At 72.4% G+C, this 22,587-nt stretch carries 20 protein-coding genes and 2 pseudogenes; 10 read left to right on the plus strand and 12 right to left on the minus strand.

All coding sequences use genetic code 11. The features are described from left to right. The first annotated feature begins 14 nt into the window (after window positions 1-14). The 3 genes and pseudogenes from ACZ4Z3_RS14275 to ACZ4Z3_RS14285 all read left to right on the plus strand — a co-directional run bounded on the left by ACZ4Z3_RS14275 (window position 15) and on the right by ACZ4Z3_RS14285 (window position 2,826). The gene (locus ACZ4Z3_RS14275) at window positions 15-167 is read left to right on the plus strand and encodes a hypothetical protein (protein ID WP_468501218.1); all 153 of its coding nucleotides are present in this window, start codon (window positions 15-17) and stop codon (window positions 165-167) included. Window positions 168-293: 126 nt separating this feature from the next. Then, window positions 294-557: pseudogene (locus tag ACZ4Z3_RS14280) on the plus strand (SDR family NAD(P)-dependent oxidoreductase); the annotation flags it as partial. 199 nt (window positions 558-756) lie between these two features. After that, window positions 757-2,826: a phosphocholine-specific phospholipase C gene (locus ACZ4Z3_RS14285; protein ID WP_468501219.1), complete on the plus strand. Its 2,070-nt coding sequence runs from the start codon at window positions 757-759 to the stop codon at window positions 2,824-2,826. A 90-nt stretch (window positions 2,827-2,916) separates the two neighbouring features. On the opposite strand, the gene ACZ4Z3_RS14290 is transcribed toward ACZ4Z3_RS14285, so the two are convergent. After that, a complete protein-coding gene (locus ACZ4Z3_RS14290; protein WP_468501220.1) occupies window positions 2,917-3,843 on the minus strand; it encodes a DMT family protein in 927 nt (308 codons plus the stop codon). Then, window positions 3,840-4,634 carry a phosphatase PAP2 family protein gene (locus ACZ4Z3_RS14295; protein WP_468501221.1) on the minus strand — a complete coding sequence of 265 codons (795 nt, stop codon included), beginning with the start codon at window positions 4,632-4,634 and terminating at the stop codon, window positions 3,840-3,842. Before ACZ4Z3_RS14295 ends, ACZ4Z3_RS14290 begins: the two co-directional genes overlap by 4 nt. A gap of 261 nt (window positions 4,635-4,895) precedes the next feature. On the opposite strand from ACZ4Z3_RS14295, the gene ACZ4Z3_RS14300 reads away from it, so the two are divergent. Beyond that, entirely contained in the window at window positions 4,896-5,510 is a 615-nt protein-coding gene (locus ACZ4Z3_RS14300; protein ID WP_468501222.1) for a TetR/AcrR family transcriptional regulator, read from the plus strand. 130 nt (window positions 5,511-5,640) lie between these two features. Here ACZ4Z3_RS14300 and ACZ4Z3_RS14305 read toward each other — a convergent pair whose 3' ends face one another. Together ACZ4Z3_RS14305 and ACZ4Z3_RS14310 are read right to left on the minus strand one after the other, a co-directional pair. Continuing rightward, window positions 5,641-6,681 (minus strand): DUF2510 domain-containing protein, encoded by a 1,041-nt coding sequence (locus ACZ4Z3_RS14305; protein ID WP_468501223.1) that lies wholly within the window; start codon window positions 6,679-6,681, stop codon window positions 5,641-5,643. 392 nt (window positions 6,682-7,073) lie between these two features. Beyond that, window positions 7,074-7,379, minus strand: coding sequence for an anhydro-N-acetylmuramic acid kinase (locus ACZ4Z3_RS14310; protein ID WP_468501224.1), 306 nt, complete (start codon window positions 7,377-7,379; stop codon window positions 7,074-7,076). 332 nt (window positions 7,380-7,711) lie between these two features. Here ACZ4Z3_RS14310 and ACZ4Z3_RS14315 point away from each other — a divergent pair, with 332 nt between their 5' ends. Together ACZ4Z3_RS14315 and ACZ4Z3_RS14320 are read left to right on the plus strand one after the other, a co-directional pair. Beyond that, a complete protein-coding gene (locus tag ACZ4Z3_RS14315; protein WP_468501225.1) occupies window positions 7,712-10,384 on the plus strand; it encodes an ATP-binding protein in 2,673 nt (890 codons plus the stop codon). A gap of 65 nt (window positions 10,385-10,449) precedes the next feature. After that, a pseudogene (locus tag ACZ4Z3_RS14320) lies at window positions 10,450-11,322 on the plus strand (IS5 family transposase). On the opposite strand, the gene ACZ4Z3_RS14325 reads toward ACZ4Z3_RS14320, so the two are convergent. The 5 genes from ACZ4Z3_RS14325 to pcaH all read right to left on the minus strand — a co-directional run bounded on the left by ACZ4Z3_RS14325 (window position 11,226) and on the right by pcaH (window position 15,890). Then, entirely contained in the window at window positions 11,226-11,900 is a 675-nt protein-coding gene (locus ACZ4Z3_RS14325) for a helix-turn-helix domain-containing protein (protein WP_468501226.1), read from the minus strand. The pseudogene ACZ4Z3_RS14320 and the gene ACZ4Z3_RS14325 sit on opposite strands and share 97 nt — an antisense overlap. An 86-nt stretch (window positions 11,901-11,986) precedes the next feature. Then, a complete protein-coding gene (gene pcaDC / locus ACZ4Z3_RS14330; protein WP_468501227.1) occupies window positions 11,987-13,114 on the minus strand; it encodes a bifunctional 3-oxoadipate enol-lactonase/4-carboxymuconolactone decarboxylase PcaDC in 1,128 nt (375 codons plus the stop codon). Then, on the minus strand, window positions 13,111-14,508 hold the full coding sequence (gene pcaB, locus ACZ4Z3_RS14335) for a 3-carboxy-cis,cis-muconate cycloisomerase (protein ID WP_468501228.1): 1,398 nt from the start codon (window positions 14,506-14,508) through the stop codon (window positions 13,111-13,113). Before pcaB ends, pcaDC begins: the two co-directional genes overlap by 4 nt. Then, entirely contained in the window at window positions 14,505-15,110 is a 606-nt protein-coding gene (gene pcaG / locus ACZ4Z3_RS14340) for a protocatechuate 3,4-dioxygenase subunit alpha (protein ID WP_468501229.1), read from the minus strand. The genes pcaB and pcaG overlap by 4 nt, the downstream gene beginning before the upstream one ends. 6 nt (window positions 15,111-15,116) lie before the next feature. After that, on the minus strand, window positions 15,117-15,890 hold the full coding sequence (pcaH, locus tag ACZ4Z3_RS14345) for a protocatechuate 3,4-dioxygenase subunit beta (RefSeq protein ID WP_468501230.1): 774 nt from the start codon (window positions 15,888-15,890) through the stop codon (window positions 15,117-15,119). A gap of 252 nt (window positions 15,891-16,142) precedes the next feature. On the opposite strand from pcaH, the gene ACZ4Z3_RS14350 reads away from it, so the two are divergent. Next, complete coding sequence (locus ACZ4Z3_RS14350) at window positions 16,143-16,670, plus strand: MarR family winged helix-turn-helix transcriptional regulator (RefSeq protein WP_257234239.1); 528 nt, start codon at window positions 16,143-16,145, stop codon at window positions 16,668-16,670. On the opposite strand, the gene ACZ4Z3_RS14355 is transcribed toward ACZ4Z3_RS14350, so the two are convergent. Then, entirely contained in the window at window positions 16,660-17,649 is a 990-nt protein-coding gene (locus ACZ4Z3_RS14355; RefSeq protein ID WP_468501231.1) for a DUF3048 domain-containing protein, read from the minus strand. The two genes, ACZ4Z3_RS14350 and ACZ4Z3_RS14355, sit on opposite strands and share 11 nt — an antisense overlap. A 176-nt stretch (window positions 17,650-17,825) precedes the next feature. Between ACZ4Z3_RS14355 and ACZ4Z3_RS14360 the strand changes: the two genes are divergently transcribed. After that, window positions 17,826-19,016, plus strand: coding sequence for a zinc-dependent alcohol dehydrogenase (locus tag ACZ4Z3_RS14360; protein ID WP_468501232.1), 1,191 nt, complete (start codon window positions 17,826-17,828; stop codon window positions 19,014-19,016). 84 nt (window positions 19,017-19,100) lie between these two features. Here the strand turns inward: ACZ4Z3_RS14360 and ACZ4Z3_RS14365 are convergent, their stop codons facing one another. After that, the gene (locus ACZ4Z3_RS14365) at window positions 19,101-20,165 is read right to left on the minus strand and encodes an ATP-dependent DNA ligase (protein ID WP_468501233.1); all 1,065 of its coding nucleotides are present in this window, start codon (window positions 20,163-20,165) and stop codon (window positions 19,101-19,103) included. Window positions 20,166-20,238: 73 nt separating this feature from the next. Between ACZ4Z3_RS14365 and ligD the strand changes: the two genes are divergently transcribed. Further along, window positions 20,239-21,249 (plus strand): non-homologous end-joining DNA ligase, encoded by a 1,011-nt coding sequence (gene ligD, locus ACZ4Z3_RS14370; RefSeq protein WP_468501234.1) that lies wholly within the window; start codon window positions 20,239-20,241, stop codon window positions 21,247-21,249. 109 nt (window positions 21,250-21,358) lie between these two features. Here the strand turns inward: ligD and ACZ4Z3_RS14375 are convergent, their stop codons facing one another. Beyond that, window positions 21,359-22,006: a TetR/AcrR family transcriptional regulator gene (locus ACZ4Z3_RS14375; RefSeq protein ID WP_468501235.1), complete on the minus strand. Its 648-nt coding sequence runs from the start codon at window positions 22,004-22,006 to the stop codon at window positions 21,359-21,361. 134 nt (window positions 22,007-22,140) lie between these two features. On the opposite strand from ACZ4Z3_RS14375, the gene ACZ4Z3_RS14380 reads away from it, so the two are divergent. After that, the gene (locus ACZ4Z3_RS14380) at window positions 22,141-22,530 is read left to right on the plus strand and encodes a VOC family protein (protein WP_468501236.1); all 390 of its coding nucleotides are present in this window, start codon (window positions 22,141-22,143) and stop codon (window positions 22,528-22,530) included. Window positions 22,531-22,587 lie beyond the last annotated feature (57 nt).

Here is a 22,587-nt window from a genome sequence, read left to right on the forward strand (position 1 = left end):
CAGGAACGCTCCTCGTGCGGCGCCGGTGCGCGGACAGCGCGAGTCCGGTGGCGCCGGCCGCGCCGACGGCACGGCCGGAGAAGATCGACACCCCCGGCGGCGGCTACGGCTTCCGCTTCCTCGCGGAACTGTGGGGCGTACGGGGCGGCCCTCCCCACCGCCGCTGAGGCCCGGCGACACCGTCACCCTCACCGTCGAGGGCATCGGCACGGTCGCAACGCGGTGGTCCCCGGCGCCGATCCGCTGCCGCTGCCGCCCGCCCGCCGACGCACCCGGGAGCGGCCGTGAACGCTCTGGGGAGACTCGCCGGGAAGGTGGTCGTCGTCACCGGCGCCGCGCGCGGCCAGGGCGCCGCCGAGGCCGAGGCCCTGGCCAGGGAGGGCGCCCGGGTCGTCGCCACCGACGCGCGGCCGGAGGGCGACTGCCGCCGCCTCGACGTCACCAGCGAGCGGGACTGGCCCGAACTCCCCTCCTGGCTACGGGAGTTGTACGTGCAGGTGCACGACCTCGTCAACAACGCGGGCGTCACCTGGCGCGCCCGCGTCGGCGGCGCCCGCCTTCAGCGAGGCGAACCTCCGCCACGCCCGACGCTGTTCGCGTCGCGGCCCCCGGTCGGTCACATCCGCGCCACGGACCCTTCCCCGGCATTCGTTCCTCTTGGACCATTCCCCGGGGGCGCTTCGCGAGCCCCGCACAGCACCCCCGGCGCGCAGGTCACATCCGACGCACCACGTCAGGACAAGAGGTCATCCACCCATGCCTGAAGTCAACCGGCGGCGATTCCTCCAGGTAGCGGGCGCCACCACGGCGTTCACCGCTCTGTCGGCCAGCATCCAGCGGGCCGCGGCACTGCCCGCGCACCACCGTTCCGGCACCATCGAGGATGTCGAGCACATCGTCGTCCTCATGCAGGAGAACCGGTCCTTCGACCACTACTTCGGCTCGCTGAGAGGCGTACGCGGCTTCGGTGACCCGCACCCGGTCACGCTGGACAACGGGAAGACGGTGTGGCACCAGTCGGACGGCACCAGGGACGTCCTGCCGTTCCACCCCGAGGCCGACGACCTCGGCATGCAGTTCCTGGAGGGCCTGCCGCACGGCTGGCCCGACGGGCACGCCGCCTACAACGGCGGCAAGTACGACAGGTGGGTGCCCGCCAAGGGCACCACGACGATGGCGTACCTGACCCGCGAGGACATCCCCTTCCACTACGCCCTCGCCGACACCTTCACCGTCTGCGACGCGTACCACTGCTCGTTCATCGGCTCCACCGACCCGAACCGCTACTACATGTGGTCCGGCTGCACCGGCAACGACGGCACCGGCGGCGGCCCCGTCCTCGGCAACGACGAACGCGGTTACGGCTGGACGACATACCCCGAGCGCCTCGAAGCGGCCGGGATCTCCTGGAAGATCTACCAGGACATCGGCGACGGCCTGGACGCGGCCGGCTCCTGGGGCTGGATCGCCGACGCCTACCGCGGCAACTACGGCGACAACTCCCTGCTCTACTTCAACAAGTACCGCGACGCCAAGCCCGGCGACCCCTGGTACGACAAGGCCCGCACCGGTACGAACGTGAAGGCCGGCGACGGCTACTTCGACCAGCTGAAGGCGGACGTGAAGGCGGGCCGGCTGCCGCAGATCTCCTGGATCGCGGCGCCCGAGGCGTTCTCCGAGCACTCCAACTGGCCCTCGAACTACGGCGCCTGGTACATCTCCCAGGTCCTCGACGCGCTCACCTCCGACCCGGACGTCTGGGCGCGGACCGCGCTGTTCATCACGTACGACGAGAACGACGGGTTCTTCGACCACGTCGTGCCGCCGCTGCCGCCGCGCTCGGCCGCGCAGGGCAGGTCGACCGTCGACGTCGGCCTGGACCTCTTCGCGGGGAGCGCGACGCACGTCGCCGGGCCGTACGGGCTGGGGCCGCGGGTGCCGATGCTGGTGGTGTCGCCGTGGAGCAAGGGCGGCTTCGTGTGCTCCGAGACGTTCGACCACACCTCGATCGTGCGGTTCATGGAGCGCCGGTTCGGGGTGCGGGAGCCCAACATCTCACCCTGGCGGCGCGCCATCTGCGGTGACCTGACCTCCGCGTTCGACTTCTCCCGCAAGGACAGCCGGCCGGCCGCGCTGCCCGACACGGACGCGTACGAGCCGCCGGACCGCGAGCGGCACCCCGACTACCGGCCGACCGTGCCGGCCGACCCGAGCATGCCGAGGCAGGAGCGGGGCCTGCGGCCCGCCCGGCCGCTCCTGTACGCGCCCAGGGTGGACGGTTCGGCCGACCCGGCCGCCGGGACCTTCACGCTCACCTTCGCCTCCGGCGCGAGGGCCGGTGCCGCGTTCCTCGTCACCTCCGGCAACCGCACGGACGGACCGTGGACCTACACCACCGGGGCGGGCAAAACCCTCTCCGACACATGGAACCTGGCGGCCTCGGGCGGCTCCTACGACCTCACCGTGCACGGACCGAACGGCTTCCTGCGTGTCTTCGCGGGGCCGGGCACGGGCCCGTCGGCGGGGCTGGAGGTCACCGCGCGGCACGTCGGCGGCGACGTGGAACTGACCTTCACCAACAGGGGTTCCGCCGCGGTGAGCCTGCGGATCCGCAGCGGGTACGGCGCCGGCCGGGGCCTTACGGTCAGGGTCCGGGCCGGGGCCACCGTCCGGCGCGTCGTGGACCTCCGGGCGAGCCACCGCTGGTACGACCTGACGGTGACCACGCCGGCGGCCCCCGGCTTCGTCCGCCGCTTCGCGGGCCACGTCGAGAACGGCCGGGTGGGCGTGAGCGACCCGGCGCTGGGCCGGAAGGCCGGCGCCTGAGGGCCTGATGGCCTGAGAGGGGCGGGGGAACCGCGGTCGAGTGTCCGCGCGCCGTCGTGGGCGTTCGCGCGGTCCCCCCGCGCCGACAGGTCAGAGCGGGGTCAGCTTGGGGAGCAGTGACGGTTCCGCGGGCGCCGGCTGGGGCTCCAGGGACAGGACCGCGGCCACCGGGTGGGTCTCGTCGGCCGGGTGCGGGGCGGTGCGGGGGGCGCGGGTCAGGAGGACCACGCCCCGGCCCGCCACCACCGCCCCGGCCAGGGCGAGGAGTACGCCCGTCGCGCCACCCCGCAGGCCCTCGCCGAGGAGGGACAGGCCGATCACCGCGGCGGCGACCGGGTTCGTCAGGGTCACCACCGCGAGCGGGGCGCCCAGGCCGCCCCGGTAGGCCGTCTGCGAGAGGAACAGGCCGCCCACGGCGAAGGCCGCGACCAGGAGGGCCACGACGACGACCTCGACGCTCAGTACCGCCCCCGAGGGGCCGGTGGCGGCCACCGTGACCGTCTGGGTCAGCGCGGACGCGACGCCCGACGCCACCCCGGACGCGGTCGCGTGCCGCAGTCCGGGCCGGGTCCCGCGGCGGGACAGCAGCCCGATGAGCGCGGCCGTGGCCCCGGCCACGGCGACCGCCTCCGGCACGCTCAGCACGTCGCCCGGAGCGGAACCGGACGCCGTGACCAGGATCGCCGCGAGCCCCACCAGCGTGAGCGCCGTACCGCGCCACTCCACCGCGCGGACCCGCCGCCCGGCCAGCCGCGCCCCCAGCGGCACGGCCGCCACGAGAGTGAGCGCGCCCAGGGGCTGGACCACGGTGAGCGGCCCGTACTTCAGGGCGACCACGTGCAGCAGCGCGGCCCCGGCGTTGAGCGCGACCGAACTCCACCAGGCGCCGCTGGCGAGCATCCGCCGTACCCCGGTGCGGGCGTCGCGGGCGGCGAGCCGCTCCTGGGCGACGGCTGCCGCCGCGTAGGCGACGGCCGAGACGAGGGAGAGGGCGACGGCGACGAGGGTGGCGTTCATCGGCCCGCTCCGACCAGGGCGGGCTCCTCGACGGGGGCGAGCCCCGCCGGCCGCCGGGCGGTCGCGGCCGTCCGGCGCGGGACCCGGACGAAGGCGAGGGCGACGCCCAGCAGCCCGCCCGCCACGATCGCGTCCAGCCAGTAGTGGTTCGCGGTGCCGACGATCACCAGCAGCGTGACCAGCGGATGCAGCAGCCAGAGCCCACGCCACCGGGAGCGGGTCGCGGCGATCAGCCCGATCGCGACCATGAGGGCCCAGCCGAAGTGGAGCGAGGGCATCGCCGCGAACTGGTTCGCCAGCGAATCGGTCGCCGGGACGGCCGAGTACACCGTCGGCCCGTACACCTGCCCGGTGTCGACGAGACTGGCCGCCTCCAGCATCCGCGGCGGGGCCAGCGGGAAGGCCAGATGGAGCAGCAGGGCGGCGGCGGTGACGGCCGCGAGGACCCGGCGGGTCCACACGTAGTGCGCGGGGCGCCGCAGGTACAGCCACACCAGGAACACCGCGGTGGCCGGGAAGTGGACGGTCGCGTAGTAGACGTTCGCGAGGTGGACCGGCGTGTCGCCGTGCAGCAGCGCCGACTGCACGGCCCCCTCGCCGGGCAGCCGGAGCGCGCGCTCCCACTCCCAGACGCGGTCGGCGTCGCGGAAGGCCTCGGCGGTGTGCCCGCTCGTCAGCGTCCGGCCGAACTTGTAGAGGAGGAAGAGACCTGCGACGAGCAGGAGCTCACGGACGAGGGGCGGCCGCGGTGTCGCGGCGGCCGGCTCTGGAGGCGCGGTGCGGCATTCCATCCCCCGGCCCTTTCCCTGACGGCGCTGGTGGCGCTGGTTCCCTGGTGGCACGACGAACGACACGAACGCGTACCGATACGGAGCTGTTCCGATACGGAGCTGTTCCGATACGGGGCAGTTCCGATACGCGAGTGTACCGATACGGAACTGTACCGAAACTAGGGGGTATCGATACGATGCTGTACCGATACGTTGGCGTTCCGGTACAGTGGCGTCTCGGCAGGCCCCAGGGATGTGAACCGACCGAAGGAGACGAGAGTCATGACGTCGCAGGCCGCGGACGGGCCGGACACGGCCATCGCCTCGCGACGCTCCAAGATCACGCCCGAGCGTGAGCGGGAGTTCTTCGACGCCGTGCTCGAACAGATCCGAGAGTGCGGCTACGACTCGGTGACCATGGAGGGTGTCGCCGCGAGCACCCGCTGCAGCAAGTCCACGCTCTACCGGCAGTGGAAGAACAAGCCCCAGTTCGTGGCCGCGGCGCTGCGCGCCCGCCGGAGCGTGCGCTTCGGCGGCATCGACACCGGGTCCCTGCGCGGTGACCTGTGTGAGGTGGCCCGGCAGGCGAGCGAGGGGTTCGCCCTGGAAGGCCGGATCTACCAGGCGCTCGGCCAGGCCGTCGTCCAGGACGAGGAGCTGAGGGCCGCCCTGCGCCACGCCCTCGTCGAGCCGGAGATCGACGCCCTCAAGGCGATGATCGACCGCGGTGTCGCACGGGGCGAGGTCCCCGCCGGCCATCCCGCGCTGGAGTTCGTCCCCGCCCAGATCTTCGGAGTGCTCCGGGCCCGCCCGGTGCTGGACGGGCGGGACGTGGACGAGACGTACCTCCTCAGATTCATGGAGGCGGCCGTGTTCCCCGCGCTCGGCCTCACCTGATGCTCGGGCCGCCGTTCAGCGATGACCGGACGGCGACCCGATCGCGCCGCACCGTGGGGACGGGGGCGGCGCGCACCCCCTCGGCCGGGTGGGGTTCCTCTGGAGCGGAGAGGAACCCCACCCGGCCGACTCACACGTCCTGGCCGTTGCCCCCGCCGCTGGTGATCGCCGCCTTCTTGATGCCCTCGGTGATGTCGTCGATCACCGACTGCTCGGGCGCCTCGTCGCTGACGTCGACGCCGAAGCGCACCACGACGAGTCGCGAGGAGTCGGCCGGGGACGGGAACGCGAGCGACTCGACGTAACCGTCGTCGCCCTTGCTGGTCGCCACCTTCCAGCGGACCAGATAGCCCTTCTCGCCGGCCACGGTCACCGCCTTCGAGGCCAGCTCCTTGTGCGAGCTGATCTTGCCGTAGCCCTCGGTGCCGTAGGCGTCCTCGGCGTTCTGGGCGATGTCCTCCTTGGCGGCCGCCTCCGCCGTGGTGGCCTTCAGGTTCAGCTCCTTGGCCGGCATCGAGTACGCGCCACCGCGCGTGCAGGTCTTCGACGGGTCGGCGGGGCACTTGTACGACGCCTCCGTCACCACCTGCGCGCCGACCGGCAGCGGAGAGGTGATCCAGCCGTCCGGCACCGGGATGCTGATGCCGCTCGCCGAGTCGGTGGCGTACCCGTCCTCGGTCTGCGGCGGCCTCCCGGAGCCGTCCGGCGCCGGCGACTGCCCGCCGGAGCCACCGGAACCCCCCGAGCCGCCGGGCCCGCCCTGGCCGCCGGAGCCCCCGTCCCGCCCGCCGTCGCCGCCTCGGCCGTCCTGCCCCCCGGAGCCCTGCGACGTCGTGCTGCTGTCACCGCCGCCGTCCCTGCCCACCAGGGCGTACGCGCCGATCCCGATGCACGCCAGGACCGCGACGGCCACGGTGACGGCTATGCCCGTGCGCAGCCCGCGCTTCGGCGCCGGGGCGCCGTACGCCGGGTATCCGGGATACGCCGGTGCGGCGCCGGGCGGGTACGGCCCGGCGGCCGGCGGGAAGACCGGAGGGCCGAACGTCCCGGCCGAGCCCGCGGGCCGGACCTGGTCCGTCCACGCCCTGCCGTCCCACCAGCGCTCGGTGGGCGGCGCGTCATTCGTCTGGCCGGGATCGGGATACCAGCCGGGAGGAGTCACCTGCGTCATGACGCCACCGTATGAGGCCGGAGTGAAAAGCGGATGAGAGGGGACCGGAATTGGTCGCACAGAGCGCCGTTCCGACCCCTTGGCGCACTTCCACACGATGATCTCTTTGGCGCTGTTCCTACCGATAGTGGGCATTGGTCCGGTGCGCGCCGCCAGGCCCCCGCCCGATTGCCAGCCGCACCGGCGGTCGCGTGCCGTCCGGCGGCCCCGGCGGGAACCCGACCCGCACCCGGCAGCCCCAGCTCGTCGGAGACCCACAACGGGACACCCGCCAACTCGGCGGCCCGCAGCCGCGTCAGCACCGGATCGCGGGCGCCGCCGCCCGACGCGATCACCTCGGTCGCCCGCACCGCGAGGGCGGCCCCGGCCACGGTCCGGGGCGGTGAGCCGGGTCAGGGTCGCGACGACGTCCCGCACCGGCAGCCCGGGAAACCCGGCCTGGGTGCCGTCCACGTCGTACGCCGCCCGCCCGTGGCGTCCCGCACGGCCGCGTCGATCAGCGCGCAGGCCGGCCCGGTGTCGAAGGCGGTGCCGTCGGGCGCCGCGAGGTTGGGGATGCCGCCGAAATTCAGCGCCACCGACGTCCCCGGCGGCGATGTCAGGCGGGCGGAAGTCCGCCGCCACGGCAGCCCCGTCGCCTCCGTGATCCAGGCGGGCTGCCCGAGTTGGAGACGGCCCCGGGCCCGGCCCCGCTCCACCAGTGGTGCACGGTCTGCCCGTGCGGGGCCACCAACCCGGCCCGCCCCGCACAGTGGCGAACAGCGCCCGACGGGACCGCGTCCCCTGGAGCGTCATGTTCGTCTCGCCTCCCCGCGGTCGTGTCCGTCACAACGGAAACCGGCGTTGCATCACGGCCAGTTGACTGCCCATCACGTGCAACTCGGCAGGTGGGCGGCCGAAAGCGTCGCCCTGCGGCAGCCCGTTGTCACCCGACACGGCAATCGGTGCCCCGACCAGCCTCCACTTCGGCAGTCGGACGGCTACGCTCAATCACCTGTACGTCGTTTGGGCGACCTGGGGAGGTACCGGGATGACGGAGGCACGGCCCGACACGGCCGCCTCGGCTTCCCTGTGGGAGCGCGACGCGGAGCTCGCCGCGATCACGGAGGCGATCGAGGAGCTCTGCGTCGACCAGGCGTCACCGGGCAGAGTCCTGGTCTTCCGGGGCGAGGCGGGCATCGGGAAGACCGCCCTCCTCACTGAGGCCCGGCGCATCGCCAAGGAACGCGGCTGCACCGCCTGGTACGCGCGCGGCGGCGAGACCGTCACGTCCGTCCCGTTCAACGTCGTGCGCCAACTGCTCCAGCCCGCGCTGCTGGAGCTGATGGACGGCGAGACCCGTGACTACCTGGGCGACTGGTACGACATCGCGGGCCCCGCCCTCGGTCTCGCTGAACCGGGCGAGACACCCGCCGACCCCCAGCACGTGTGCGACGGCCTCGTCGCCGCCGTGGGCCGTCTCGTCCGCCGGACCTGGCCCCTCGTGCTGCTGATCGACGACGCCCACTGGGCCGATCAGGAGACCCTGCACTGGCTGTCCGCGCTCACCGGACGGCTGGACGAGATGTGCGTCCTCGTCGTGGTCGCCCGCCGCCCCGGCGAGGCCACCGGGGAACAGGCCCGCTGTCTGCAGGAGATCGCCGCCGTCGCCGGGCCCGTCACGAAGATCAGCGCGCTCACGCCCGACGCCACCGCCGGGCTCACCCGCACCACCCTCGGCGAACATGCCGACGACGCGTTCTGCCGCGAGGTGTGGGCGGTCACCGCGGGCAACCCCTACGAGACCGTCGAACTCCTCGCCAAGGTCAAGGACAGCCAGCTGGACCCGGTGGAGGACTCCGCCGCCCAACTGCGCGCCCTCAACAAGACGGCGCGCGGCCACGGCCTCGTCGCCCGCCTGGAGGAACTCGGCGTCGAAGCCACCCGGTTCGCCTGGGCGGCCGCCATCCTGCACACCGGCATCACCGTGGAGATCGTCGCCCGTCTCGCCGGGCTGCCCATGGACAGGGCGCGGGAGTGCGCCGAACTGCTCACCCAGGCCCGCATCCTCACCCCGCCCGACCCCGCCAACCGCCAGCCGGACGACGGGGACCTGGTGTTCGTCCATCCCCTGATCGCCACCGCCGTCTACGACTCGATCCTGCCCAGCGTCCGCACCGCGTTCCACGGCGTGGCCGCGACGGTCGTCACGGAGTCCGGACGCGGACCCGCGGCGGCCTCCCGCCACCTCATGGAGGTCCTGCCCGACGGCGAGTCCGAACTCGTCGAACAACTCCGCGCCGCCGCGACCGAGCACCTCGCCGTCGGCGCCCCCGAAGCGGCCCGGCGCTGCCTCGAACGCGCCCTCCAGGAACCGCCCCGCCCCGACGTCCGCGTACGCGTCCTCTACGAACTGGGCTGCGCCACCCTCCTCACCGCCCCCGCCAAAACAGTCGAATACCTCCGCTCGGCCCTGGCCGAACCGGGCCTGGACAACGCGGAACGGGTGAACGCGGTGTTCCGCCTGTCCCAGGCGCTCGTCCACAACGACCAGCTCGGCGAAGCCATCCGCACCGTCGACACGGAGGCCTCCCGGCTGGAGCCGGGGCCCGCACGGATGCGGCTCCAGGCCGCCCGCTACATGTGGGAGGGCATCCACGCGGGCGAGGAGGTGTCCCCGACCCACTCGCAGGAGCTCGCGGCACTCGCCGCCACCTGCACGGGCCGCGACAACTCCGAACGCGCGCTGCTCATCCTGCGCGGCTTCGACGCGATGGCCCGCGGCGAGAACGCCGAAGTGGTCGTCGAGCACTGCGACCGCGCCCTGGTCAACGGCAGGCTCGCCCCAGGACTCGGCTGGACCGACGACGAATGGGGCATGGAACTGCTGCTGATGCTCACCACCGCGTACGCCTACGCCGACCGCCTCGACCGTGCGGAGAGCCTGTGTACGGAGGCCCTGCGCACCTACGAGTCCGCAGGGTGGAGCGGCGGCCACCTGGCCCTGGCGCACGCCTATGTCGCGCTCGCCCATCGCAGGCGGGGCCGCCTCAGGGAGGCCGAGGACTCCCTGCGCAAGTCGCTGGTGTTCGCCGAGCGTGTCGGGCGGGGCCTGCCCCTGTTCTGGACGTCGACCTGCAACCTCATCGACGTGCTGCTCGCCCGCGGCCATGTCCAGGAGGCATGGGAGATCGCCGAGAAGAACGGCTTCGTGCCCCCGTACCCGTCTCCCATCGTGCTGCCCGACCCGCGTTCCGTCCGGGGCCGGCTCCTCCTCGCCGTCGGGCGCACCGAGGAAGGCATCAACGAACTGGAGGCCGCGGAGAAAGCGGCGGACGCCCGCGGGCACCACAACACACTCCTCGTCCCCTGGGGCGGTGATCTCGCCCGCGCCCTCGCCAACGAGGACCCGCGGCGCGCCGTGGAGATCGCCGGGCTCGTCCGGCGCCGCGCCGAGCGCTATGGCACGGACACCGCGATCGGTGAGGCCCTGCGGGTCGAGGCGGCCCTCGCCACCGGCAAGCAGGCCGCCAACCTGTACGCCAAGGCCGTCACCTACCTCGACGCCTCACCTTCCGCCTACGAGCACGCTGCGGCCCGTGTCGAATACGGCATCGCCATCCGTTCAGCCACGGAACTCAAGCGAGGGCTCACCCTCGCCGAGTCCTGCGGCGCGCACGGACTCGCCGAACAGGCCCGGGAGGCACTCGTCGCCCTTGGCTAGAGCGTTTCTTTGATGGGTTGATCAGTTAATCGGACGTATCCGTCCGATTAGTGATCACCGATGCGATGTGGGTCCGGATCGAGCCGCTGATGCCTGCCGATCCGGTGCGGGCGGCGGTGGGCCGACCACCGCCGCACCTTTGAGGCCATCGTGTGGAAGTACCGCACCCACTCGCCCTGGCGAGACCTTCCCGACGAGCTCGGCTCGTTCCAGACCGCTCACAAGCGGCTGATCAGGTGGGCCGTCGATGGCACCTGGGAGAGGATCCTCGCAGCGGTCCTGGCGGCGGCGGACGCCGACGACGACCTCGACTGGACGGTGTCCGTGGACTCCACGGTCGTCCGGGCCCACCAACACACTGCCGGAGCACGCAAACGGGGCGTCCCACTCCGGCGAGCCCGCCGATCACGCGCTCGGACGCTCCCGCGGCGGACTGAGCACCAAGGTCCATCCACCTGGCCGCAGACGGTCGCGCACGACCCCTCGCCTTCACCGTCACCGCGGGCCAGGCAGGCGATGTACCCCGCATTCAAAGGACGGTGATGTCCCGCATCCGCGTGCCCCGCACTGGTCCGGGCAGGACCCGGCCCCGGGCCGTTCCGGCCGACCGCGCGTACTCCTCACGTGCCATCCGCAGCCACCTGCGGCGCCGGGGCATGCGCGCGGTCATCCCGCAGCCGTCCGTCCAAGTCGGCCACCGCCTGCGGCGAGGCCGGCTCGGCGGCCGCCCGCTCAGCTTCGACAGCGTGGCGTACAAGCAGCGGAACACCGTCGAGCGGTGCATCAACCGCCTCAAGCAGTGGCGCGGCCTGGCCACACGAACCGACAAGCTCGCGATCGCCTACCAGGCAGCCCTCCACCTCGCGGGCATCCGCATCTGGACACCCGACCTGACCAAAGAGACAGAACCTAACGAGCTCGTGCACGGTAGGCAGTGAGGCGTCGAGGATGGCAGCGGGGCTCGGGTTGGGCTGCAGAACAGCACCCGGCCGTCGCCGCCCGTGACGACCATGGTTTTGACGGCGTTCTGCTTGTTCTTGCCGGAGACGAACCTGTCCCGGTCCTTGCGTCCGGCGGCCGGTCGGCGGACTCGGATCTCGGTGCCGTCGACGATGCCGGTCTCCCCGCTGGCACCGAGATGGTCGACGACTTCAGCCAGAGTCCGCAGCCGAAGGCCAGGACTGACCGTGCAGCCTCGCTCGGCGAGCAGTGGTCGTACCTCGCCGATGGCGCGGGTGACAGTGGAGCGGTCCACGTCGAACCAGCAGGCGAGCAGGTCGTGCGTGGCTCCGTGCCGGAGGTGCACGAGGGTGGCCAGGAGCCGGTCGACGAAGACCAGCCGGTGCTTCCCTCCGGCGCCCACCGCCCGTTTCCGCGGCCTGGACGCAAGCTTGATCTGATGCCGTTCATGCCACAACGGGCCCAACTCTGCGACGAGTTCAGCAATCACGTCGGCCGACAGGCCCGTGATTCTCCGGTCGCTGATGATCGCTGCACGAGATGCGTTCCCCACCACACGAACATGATCGACGATCAGGGACTCGACGCCTCACTGCCTACCGTGCACGAGCCCGTTAGCCAAGCGGGCCGCGGCCGCGACCGTCAGCCCGGCTCCTGCCCCTCCTCCGCCAGCACCCGCTGAGCCGTGGCGAAGGCTGAGTTGGCTGCGGGGACTCCGCAGTAGACGGCTGTCTGGAGGAGGACCGCGGCGATGTCGTCGGGGGTGAGGCCGTTGCGGCGGGCCGCTCTGATGTGCATGGCCAGTTCGTCGTAGTGGCCGTGGGCGACCAGCGCCGTCAGTGTGATCATGCTGCGTTCGCGGCGCGAGAGCGTCGGATCGGTCCAGATCTCCCCCCAGGCGTAGCGGGAGATGAAGTCCTGGAAGCGGGCCGTGAACGGCGACTGGCGGGACTGGGCGCGGTCCACGTGCGGATCGCCGAGGACCTGGCGGCGCACCTCCATCCCCCGCCCCGGATACCCGTCGAAGTGCGCGCGCAGCGCGGCCAGCACCGCCTCCGGGCGTTCGGCGGGTGCGAGGTGGGACGCGCCGGACAGCTCCGTGAGCGACGAGCCCGGCACCGCGTCCGCGATCTCCCGCAGATGCGCCGGCGGGGTCGCCGGGTCCTCCCGCCCGGCGATCAGCAGGGTCGGCGCCGTGATCCCCGGCAGCGCGCCGCGGATGTCGAAGGACGCGAGCGCGTCACAGCACGCGGCGTACGCCTCCGGGTCGGCCCGACGGTGGTCGTCGACCAGCTCCGGCACGGTGAACCCGGGGGTGAACCACCGGGAGTCGGCGGTCTCGGCGAGCCCCGCCAGACCCTCCCGCCGTACCAGTTCGGCCCGTTCGCGCCACGGCTTCTCCCCGTTGAAGTGGGACGAGGAGCAGATCACCGCGAGGGACGAGACCCGTTCCGGGTGGTGCGCGGCGAGATGCAGCCCCACCGCCCCGCCGAGGGACACCCCCGCGTACGCGAACCGTTCGACGTCCAGCGTGTCCGCGAGGGCCAGCACCAGCGAGGCCAGGTCGCCGACCGTCGCCCCGGCGGCGATCAGGTCGGCGGGGGAGCCGCCGTGCCCCGGCAGGTCCCAGCGGATCACCCGGTGTGTGATCGACAGTTCGGGCGCCACCTTGTCCCACAGCCTGGTGGAGGTGCCGAGGGACGGGCCGAGCAGCAGCGGGGGAGCGGAGGCGGGTCCCTCCGCGCGGTGGTCGAGCAGTGTGTCCGTCAACGTCGCTCCAGGGCACGGTCGGTGAGGTCTTTGGCGGAGCCGGTGTAGCGGGCGGGATCCGTGAGGTCCGCCAGGTCGAGGTCCTTCAGGTCCGGCTCCTCGGCCAGCAGGTCGGAGAGCGGCCGGCCCTCGGTGTGGACGCGGGCGGCGGTCCGGGTGAGCAGTTCCTTGGCGCGGGCCCGGCCGAGTACCGGCGCCAGCTCGGCGGCCAGGCGTTCGGAGACGATCAGCCCATGGGTGAGGTCGAGGTGGCGCCGCATGGCGTCCGCGTCCACCCGGAGCCCCCGGATCAGCTCCACCGCGTCCCGCGCGGCGCCCCCGACCAGCCGGAGCAGATCCCGCAGCGGCTCCCACTCGGCGTGCCAGGCCCCGGCCGGCCGCTCGTCCTCGGCGGCCATCGCTCCGTACAGCGTGGCCGCGAGCTGGGGTGCCCGCCTGGCCGCCGACGCGATCAGCGTGGAGCGGACCGGGTTCGCCTTGTGCGGCATCGCGGACGAGCCGCCGCCGCTGCCCTCGGCGACCTCCGCGATCTCCGTGCGGGCCAGGGTGAGCACGTCCGCGGCGATCTTCCCGAGGGCCCCCGCGGTGAAGGCGAGCGCCCCCGCGAGGTCGGCGATCGGCGTGCGCAGCGTGTGCCAGGGCAACTCCGGTTCCCGTAGGCCCAGTTCACGGGCGTACGCGGCGACGAGGGCCCGCGTGTCGACCGGCGGGCCCGGTGTCCCGCCGCCGGTCGCCGGGGCGAAGACGGTGAAGGCGGTGAAGGCGGCCAACGTGCCTGCCGCGCCGCCCAGTTGGGCGGGCAGGCTCGCCCGTACGACCGCGATCCGGTCCCGGGCGTCCAGCACCAGCGACCGCCAGCCCGCCGCCTTCAGCCCGAACGTCGTCGGCACGGCGTGCTGGGTGAGCGTCCGCCCGGGCATCCCCGTGTCCCGGTGCTCGGCGGCCAGTCCGGCGAGCGCGGTCTCCGTGCCGCCGAGGTCGGCCAGCACCAGGTCGAGGGTGCGGGCGGCGACCAGCATCGTCGCCGTGTCCAGGATGTCCTGGCTGGTGGCGCCCCGGTGGACGTACGGGCCGTACGCGGCGCCGACCGCCGCCGTGAGGTCGGCGATCAGGGGGATCACCGGGTTGCCGCCGCCGCGGGCGCGCTCCGCGAGGGACCGTACGTCGAAGGCGGCGGAGCGGGCCGCCTCGGTCACCGCGGTCGCGGCCTCGGCGGGGGCGAGCCCGAGGGCGGCCTGGGCGCGGGTCAGGGCGGCCTCGGCATCGAGCAGCGCCCTCAGGTAGGCCCCGTCGCCGGTCGCGGCCGCCGCCGGGGAGCCGGTCCACCCGGGGGCGAGCAGACCGGCGTCGGACTCGGCCGGGGGCACGTCACGCCCGGCGTGTGAGGAAGTCACCGGAACTCCAGGAAGACCGTTTCGCCCTCGCCCTGGAGGCGGATGTCGAAACGGTAGGTGCCGTCGCCCCGGTCCTCGGCGACCAGCGTGCCGCGGCGCGCCTCCTCCACCTGGGAGAGCAGCGGGTCGGCGGCCAGGGCCGCCTCGTCGCCCGGCAGATAGATCCGGGTGTACAGGTGGACGAGCAGCCCGCGGGCGAAGACGCACACGCTGAGGTAGGGCGCGTTCCGGCCGCGGGCGCCGGGCCGCAGCGTCCGCGCCGTCCAGTGCCCGTTGGCGTCGGTCTGGACGCGGCCCCAGCCGGTGAACTCCACGCCGTTGCGGCCGAGGAAACCGCCGCTCGCGGGGTCGCGCCGCATGGAGCCGTCGACCTGTGGGACGTTGCCGTCGGGGTCCGGGCCCCACAGCTCCACGAAGGCGTCCGGCAGCGGATCGCCCGCGCCGTCGAGGACGTACCCCTGGAGCGCGATGGTGTCGGGGTGGCCGACGGGGGCGATGTCGCCGCCGCCGGGGAACGGCAGGGCGTGTCCGTAGAAGGGGCCGACCGTGTGCGACGGGGTCGGGAGCACCGTCTCCGGACGGCTCGTGTCGATCTTCGTCATGGCAGCTCAGCGTCCTTCTTCTATCCAGGTGGCGTGGGGTCCGTCGAGCACGATGTCCCAGACGTAACCCATGGAGAACTCCGGCACCGACAGGTTGTGGTCGTAGGTGGCGACCAGTCGCTGCCGCGCCGCGTCGTCCGTCACCGACTGGATGATCGGGTCGTACGGGAACAGCGGGTCGCTCGGGAAGTACATCTGCGTCACCAGTCGCTGGGTGAACGCCGTGCCGAAGAGCGAGAAGTGGATGTGGGCGGGCCGCCAGGCGTTGAGGTGCTGGCGCCACGGGTACGGGCCGGGCTGGATCGTCGTGAAGTGGTAGTGCCCGTCGTCGTCGGTGAGGGTGCGGCCGACGCCGGTGAAGTTCGGGTCGAGCGGGGCGTCGTGCTGTTCGCGCTGGTGGGCGTAGCGGCCGGCCGAGTTGGCCTGCCAGATCTCGACCAGCTGGCCGCGGACCGGGCGTCCGTCGCGGTCGAGGAGGCGGCCGGAGACGGTGATGCGCTCACCGATCGGCTCGCCGTGGTGCTGCCGGGTGAGGTCGTTGTCGATCTCGGTGATGTCCCGCTCGCCGAAGGCGGGGGAGGACAGCTCCACCACCTCCGGGTCCTTGCTGACGTCGATGGAGACCGGCGGCTGCTTGGGGTGCCGCAGCAGCGAGGACCGGTAGGGGGCGTAGTCGCGACGCGGCTGGTGCTCGACCGGGGCGCCGTCGGCGATCCGCTTCTCGTAGGCGGCGTGCTGGGCCGCGATCTCCTGGTCGATGTCCGCTTGGGTGAGTGTCATGAGGGTTCCTTAGCGTTCGAGGACCGGGGTGAGGCCCTGGCCCACACCGAGCGCCCGGCGAGCAATTAATCAGGGCACTGAGTATTTCAGTGAAGATTCCTTCACGCTGCCAGTCGTGGAGTCCGCCGTCAAGGCCCGTGAGAACGGCGATGTCAGACGTGTGCGGCGCTCTGGACACGCTCCGTCGGACGGCGGGTATTGTTCAGTACACGAACGAATCACCGTCCGTGTCGAACCAGCCGAGGAGCGCACATGGCCGCGGTGGACCTCTCCACCCACCCCGGGCACCTGGCCCGGCGGCTGCAGCAGGCGCACTACCTGCTGTGGAACGTGATGGTCTCCGAGGAGATCACCTCGCCGCAGTTCGCGGTCCTCAACACGCTCGTCGCCGAGCCGGGGCTGGACCAGCGCACGGTGGGGGAGCGGGTCGGCCTCGACCGCTCGACGATGTCCGAGGTGATCACCAGGCTCGGCCGCCGGGGCCTGCTCGACAAGGTCCGCGACCCGCAGGACGGACGGCGTTTCCTGCTGCGGCTCACGGAGGACGGCGTACGGACGCACCGCAGGCTGACCGTGCGGACGGCCCGGATGAACCAGGTGTTCCTCGCCCCCCTCTCGGAGGACGAGCAGAACCTGTTCTTCGAGCTGATCCGGCGGGTGGCCGACGCCGCGGAGGAACTGCGCAGCCCGGCGGAGCCGCTCCGCCAGGCCCCCGACCGGCTCGGCGGAGCCCCCGCTCCCGACGTGGCACGTCACGGCGGGGATCCGGTCACTTCTTGACGTACAGCACCCAGACCTGGCCCTTCGCGAAGTTCATGGGCTCGCCGTCCGGAGTCGTGAAGGTCGTGCCGTCCGACGGCGACTTCCGCTCCCAGTCGGCTTCGAAGACGCGCCCGTCGCGCAGGACCTCGGCCTTCCCCGAGCCCACCGTCTCCGTGTACGGCGTGTTGTTGCCGAGGTAGTCGCGGAACCGGGACTGCCGGATGGCCACGTGCTGCACGACGACCGTGGCGGGAGCGACCCGCGCGCCGTCGGTCAGCACGGTGTCCTGCCCGTCCATGGCGAGCAGCCAGCGCTGCTCCTCGTCGGACCAGGTGAAGGTGAAGCGGGCCGCCGGGTAGCGGATCGTGCGGGAGTCCTCGGGTGTGCCGCCGGCGGGTGCCTGGCCATAGCGGAAGCCCGTGGTCAGGGCCTCGGCGCCCGGCGATGAGCCCACCAGCTTCGCCGGGCGCAGATAGAGGTTGTGCGGGGCGGGCTTGTCGGTGCCCCGGTAGTACGCGGAACGGGCGTCCCCCGGCGTCTTGGCGTCCAGCGGAGCCCTGTCGATCAGCGGGAGCAGCTTGCTCTGGGCGCCGGAGAAGGCGAGCGTCGGCTCGTCGAACTGGCGCAGGAGCTCCAGGTCGGACTCCCGGGCGCTGCGCACGGGGCCGACGGCGTCCGGAAACCTCGTCGCGTAGACCGCCATCAGCCGGCTCAGGCCGCCCTCGACCTGCTCGGCGTAGACGATGTCCGCGGCGTCCACCCCCGTCTGGGGTCTCGCCGTGCGTACGTTGTCGATCTTCACGGCGAGTATCGAGCCCACGGGTGCCGTGGTGCCGGGCGTCCGCGTGGGGCTCTCACCCTGGCGGTTGTCGTCGCCCGAGCCGCCGCCGGAGCAGCCCGCGAGGAGGGCACCCGTCGTGAGCGCGGCGAGTACCATGCCCGTCGTCACGTGCCGCCGAGTCCGCCGCGCCTTCAGTTTCATGCCCACCGTGCCCATCCTTCGCCGAGTTTGTCTTCGATTGTGGACTTATAGGCTGATAGATGGCTATCCCTGTCTCCTTCTGACCGCATCCGATCGACCGGGCCGACCGCGCTCCGACGTGGTTCGGAGCTGGGGCTCCGGGTACTCGTGCCGGACCTGCGAAGCCGAGTCGAGGGACGGAGCGGGACGCGATGAAGGCAGTGACATGGCAGGGCAGGCGGGACGTACGTGTCGAGACCGTGCCCGACCCGACGATCCAGGAGCCGACGGACGCGGTCATCCGCGTCACCTCCACCGGGCTGTGCGGCTCCGACCTGCACCTCTACGAGGTGCTCACCCCGTTCATGACGCCGGGCGACATCCTCGGTCATGAACCCATGGGCATCGTCGAGGAGGTCGGTGCCGGGGTACCGGACCTCGCGGCGGGCGACCGGGTCGTGGTGCCGTTCCAGATCGCCTGCGGGAACTGCTGGATGTGCCTCACCGGGCTGCCCACCCAGTGCGAGACCACCCAGTGCACCGCCGAGGGCATGGGCGCGGCCATATTCGGCTACACCCGCCTGTACGGTGCGGTGCCGGGCGCCCAGGCCGAGTACCTGCGGGTCCCGCAGGCCCAGTTCGGGCCGATCAAGGTGCCGGAAGGTCCGCCCGACGACCGGTTCGTCTACCTATCCGACGTGCTGCCCACCGCCTGGCAGGCGGTCGAGTACGCGCACATCCCGCCCGGCGGCAGCGTCGCCGTGCTCGGCCTGGGGCCCATCGGCGACATGGCCTGCCGGGTCGCCCAGGTACGCGGCGCCGAGCAGGTGTTCGGCGTGGACCTGGTGCCCGAGCGGCTGCGCCGGGCCCGCGCCCGCGGCGTCGAGACGTACGACCTCAGGGACTTCGCCAGCCAGAAGGAACTCGTGGCCGCGATCCGTGACCGCACGGCCGGGCGCGGCCCCGACTCCGTGATCGACGCCGTCGGCACCGAGGCCCACGGCAGCGCGGCCGCCAAGCTCGCCCAGACCGCGGCCGGCCTGCTGCCCCGCACCATCGGCGCCAAGTTCGCGGAACACCTCAGCGTCGACCGGCTCGCCGCCCTGCACACCGCCATCGAGCTGGTGCGGCGAGGCGGCACCATCTCCATCAGCGGGGTGTACGGCGGCACCGCCGACCCCATGCCGCTGCTCACCATGTTCGACAAGCAGATCCAGCTGTGCATGGGCCAGGCCAACGTCCGCACCTGGAGCGACGACATCCTGCCCCTCCTCACCGACGAGGACCCGCTGGGCGTCGACGACTTCGCCACCCACCGCATGCCGCTCAGCGAGGCGCCGCACGCCTACGAGATGTTCCAGCGGAAGGACGACGGCGCGGTGAAGGTACTGCTGGAGCCGTGAGCGAACCCCGCGTCCCGGCAGTGAGCGCACCCCGGGCCCCGGCCGTGGGCGAACCTGGGCCCCGGCCGTGAGCGAAGGTGGGCGCTACGGCCCGAGGATCTCCGCCAGGTCGTAGTTCACCGGCTCCTCCAGCTGGGCGTAGGTGCAGCTCTCGGGGGTGCGGTCCGGGCGCCAGCGGCGGAAGCGGGCCGTGTGGCGGAAGCGGACGCCGTTCTCCATGTGGTCGTACGCCACTTCCGCGACCCGGTCGGGCCGCAGCGGCACCCAGGAGAGGTCCTTCTTCCCCGACCAGCGGCTCGGCGCGCCCGGCAGCCGCGCGGTCTCATGAGCCGCCTCGTCGGCCCACGCGGCCCAGGGGTGCTCCCTGATGTCCGGCAGCCGCGACGGCTCCAGCTCGGTCACCAGCTCGGCCCGCCGCTTCATCGGGAACGCGGCGGACACCCCGACGTGCTGGAGGGTGCCCCCGTCGTCGTACAGACCGAGCAGCAGGGAACCGACGACGGGCCCGCTCTTGTGCAGCCGGTACCCGGCGACCACCACGTCCGCCGTCCGCTCGTGCTTGATCTTGAACATGGCCCGCTCGTCCTGCCGGTAGCGCAGATCGAGGGGCTTGGCGATGACCCCGTCCAGGCCCGCGCCCTCGTACTGTTCGAACCACCGCTCGGCCACCTCGCGGTCGGTGGTCGCCGGGGCGAGATGGACGGGCGCCGTCACATCGGCCAGGACACGTTCGAGGAGCGCGCGCCGGTCGGTCAGCGGAACGTCGGTCAGTGACTCGTCGTCCAGGGCGAGCAGGTCGAAGGCGACGAAGGAGGCGGGCTGGGTGCCGGCCAGCATCCGGACACGGGAGTCCGCGGGGTGGATGCGCTCGGTGAGCGCGTCGAAGTCGAGGCGGCCCTCCCGGACGATCACGATCTCGCCGTCGATCACGCACCGCTGCGGCAACCGCTCCGCGAGCGACTCCACCAGCTCCGGGAAGTACCTGGTCAGCGTCTTGCCCGTACGGCTGCCCAGCTCCACCTCGGGCCCGTCGCGGAACACGATCGCCCGGAACCCGTCCCACTTCGCCTCGTAGTGCATGTGCGGCGGGATCTTCGCCACGGATTTGGCGAGCATCGGCTTCACGGGCGGCATCACCGGCAGATCCATGCTCCGATTCTGCGACCCCACGCGAAGATGCGCCCGGTATGCGGCATATGTCGCGTCCGCCTACCGTGGCCGCATGGCTGATGCGGTGGAATTGGAGGTGGCGGGCCGGACGGTGCGGCTGTCCAGCCCCGACAGGGTGTTCTTCCCGGAGCGCGGTTTCACCAAGCTGGACCTCGCCCGGTACTACATCGCCGTCGGCCCCGGCATCCTGCGGGCCCTGCGCAACCGGCCCACGACCCTGGAGCGCTACCCGGAGGGGGTGACCGGTGAGAACTTCTTCCAGAAGCGGGCCCCGAAGAACATGCCCGACTGGATCCCCACCGCCCACATCACCTTCCCCAGTGGCCGCAGCGCCGACGAGATGTGCCCGACCGAGGTGGGGGCCGTCGTCTGGGCCGCGCAGTTCGGCACGCTCACCTTCCATCCGTGGCCGGTCCGGCGCGACGACGTCGACCGCCCCGACGAACTCCGCCTCGACCTCGACCCGCAACCGGGCACCGACTACGCCGACGCCGTGCGCGCCGCCCACGAGCTGCGTTCCGTCCTCCATGACTACGGCGACCTGCGCGGCTGGCCGAAGACCTCCGGCGGGCGCGGCCTGCACGTGTTCGTCCCGATCGCACCGCACTGGACGTTCACCCAGGTCAGACGGGCCGCCATCGCCGCCGCCCGGGAACTGGAACGCCGGATGCCGGACCAGGTGACCACGGCGTGGTGGAAGGAGGAGCGGGGCGAGAAGATCTTCATCGACTACAACCAGACCGCTCGCGACCGCACCATCGCCTCCGCCTACTCCGTGCGGCCCCGCCCGCACGCCCCCGTCTCCGCGCCCCTCACCTGGGACGAGGTGGGCTCCGCCCTGCCCCGCGACTTCGACCTCGCCACGATGCCGGTGCGCTACGCCGAACGCGGTGACGTCCACGCCGACATGGACGACCACGCGTACTCCCTGGAGGCGCTGCTCGAACTGGCCGCGCGCGACGAGCACGACCACGGTCTGGGTGACCTGCCGTATCCGCCGGAGTACCCCAAGATGCCGGGCGAGCCGAAGCGGGTGCAGCCGAGCCGGGCGAAGAAGGGGTGACCCTCGACGCGGGCGGCAGCGCCTTCCCCGGCGGACGATGGGCGTCGTCCTGGGCCGTGTCCGCGGGGCCCGCCCTCCGGGCGGACGACGGGACTTTGCGGACACGACCTTAGGCGGTCGCGTAGTCGGCGAGGGCGGGTTCCAGCAGGTCGAAGACCTGGGCCGCTTCGGCGGTGATGGTCCGGGCGATCCGTTCGCCGGGGTGGCCGGCGAGAGTCAGCTCCTGGATGCGCTGGAACAGCGTGCGGTGCGCGCTGCCCAGCAGTTCGGCGACGGCCCGGACGGTGATGTCGTCGGGGCCGGCGCCGGTGGCCTCGGCGAGCGCCCGGGCGAGGTGGTGTGCCCGCTGGTCGTGGAGGCCGCGTACGCATGTGCTCAGGGTGGGGCTGTCGGCGATCATGCGGGCGAACTCCTGTCCGGAGAACCCGGCGACCGGGTCCTGGGCGGCGACGGAGTCGGCGAAGGCCCGGCGCAGCGCGGTCAGCGCGGATTCCCCGGGGCGTCGGGCGTCCACGGCGCGGGCCAGTGAGGTGGCGAACTGGTCCTGATGGTCCAGCGCCAGGTCTTCCTTGCGGGGGAAGTAGTTCGTGACGGTCTTCTTGGCGACACGGGCGGCGGCGGCGATCTCGGCGATGGTCGTCTGCTCGAAGCCCTGGGCGATGAACAGCCGTGTCGCGTGGTCGGAGATGAGCTGCCGGGTCTCCTGCTTCTTCGTCTCGCGAAGCCCGGCCCTGGGGGGCGGCATCTGGGTGGCCATGGGGAAATCTTACTCCGGTGGCATTTTTCTGTTGACGCTAAGAGTAGTCAAGGGTAAGTTTACGTCGGTAGTAAGTTTACGGGCGGTGCGGGCCGCGCGCATGCCCGTCCTCGCCGCATGACGCAGGGAGTCTCGTGCAGTTCACCGCCTCCACCGTTTCGCTGACCGTGGACGATGTCACCCGTTCGCAGGAGTTCTTCACCGCCCACCTGGGCTATGCCGTCCGCCACGCCGCCGACGGTTTCGTGTCCCTGTCGCACGACGACGCGGTCGATGTCGTCCTGCTGGCCCGCGGGATCGAGGTGCTGCCGCCCGAGCAGCGTGACCAGCGCGTCAGCGGTCTGATCCTGGCCTTCACCGTCGCCTCCGGCCTGGCGGACGAGGAGAAGCGGCTGCGTGAGGCCGACGTCCGGATCACCATGCCGTTGCGCGAGGAACCGTGGGGCGAGCGCCTGTTCCAGGTCACCGATCCCAACGGGGTGATCATCCAGTTCGTCGAGTGGGCTGCCGCCGAGCACGGCTGACCCCCGAACCGGCGTCGATCCGCCCTGTGCACCGATCCGCCGTGTGCACCACCCGTT

The sequence above is a fragment of the Streptomyces sp. NPDC030296 genome (assembly GCF_055572815.1).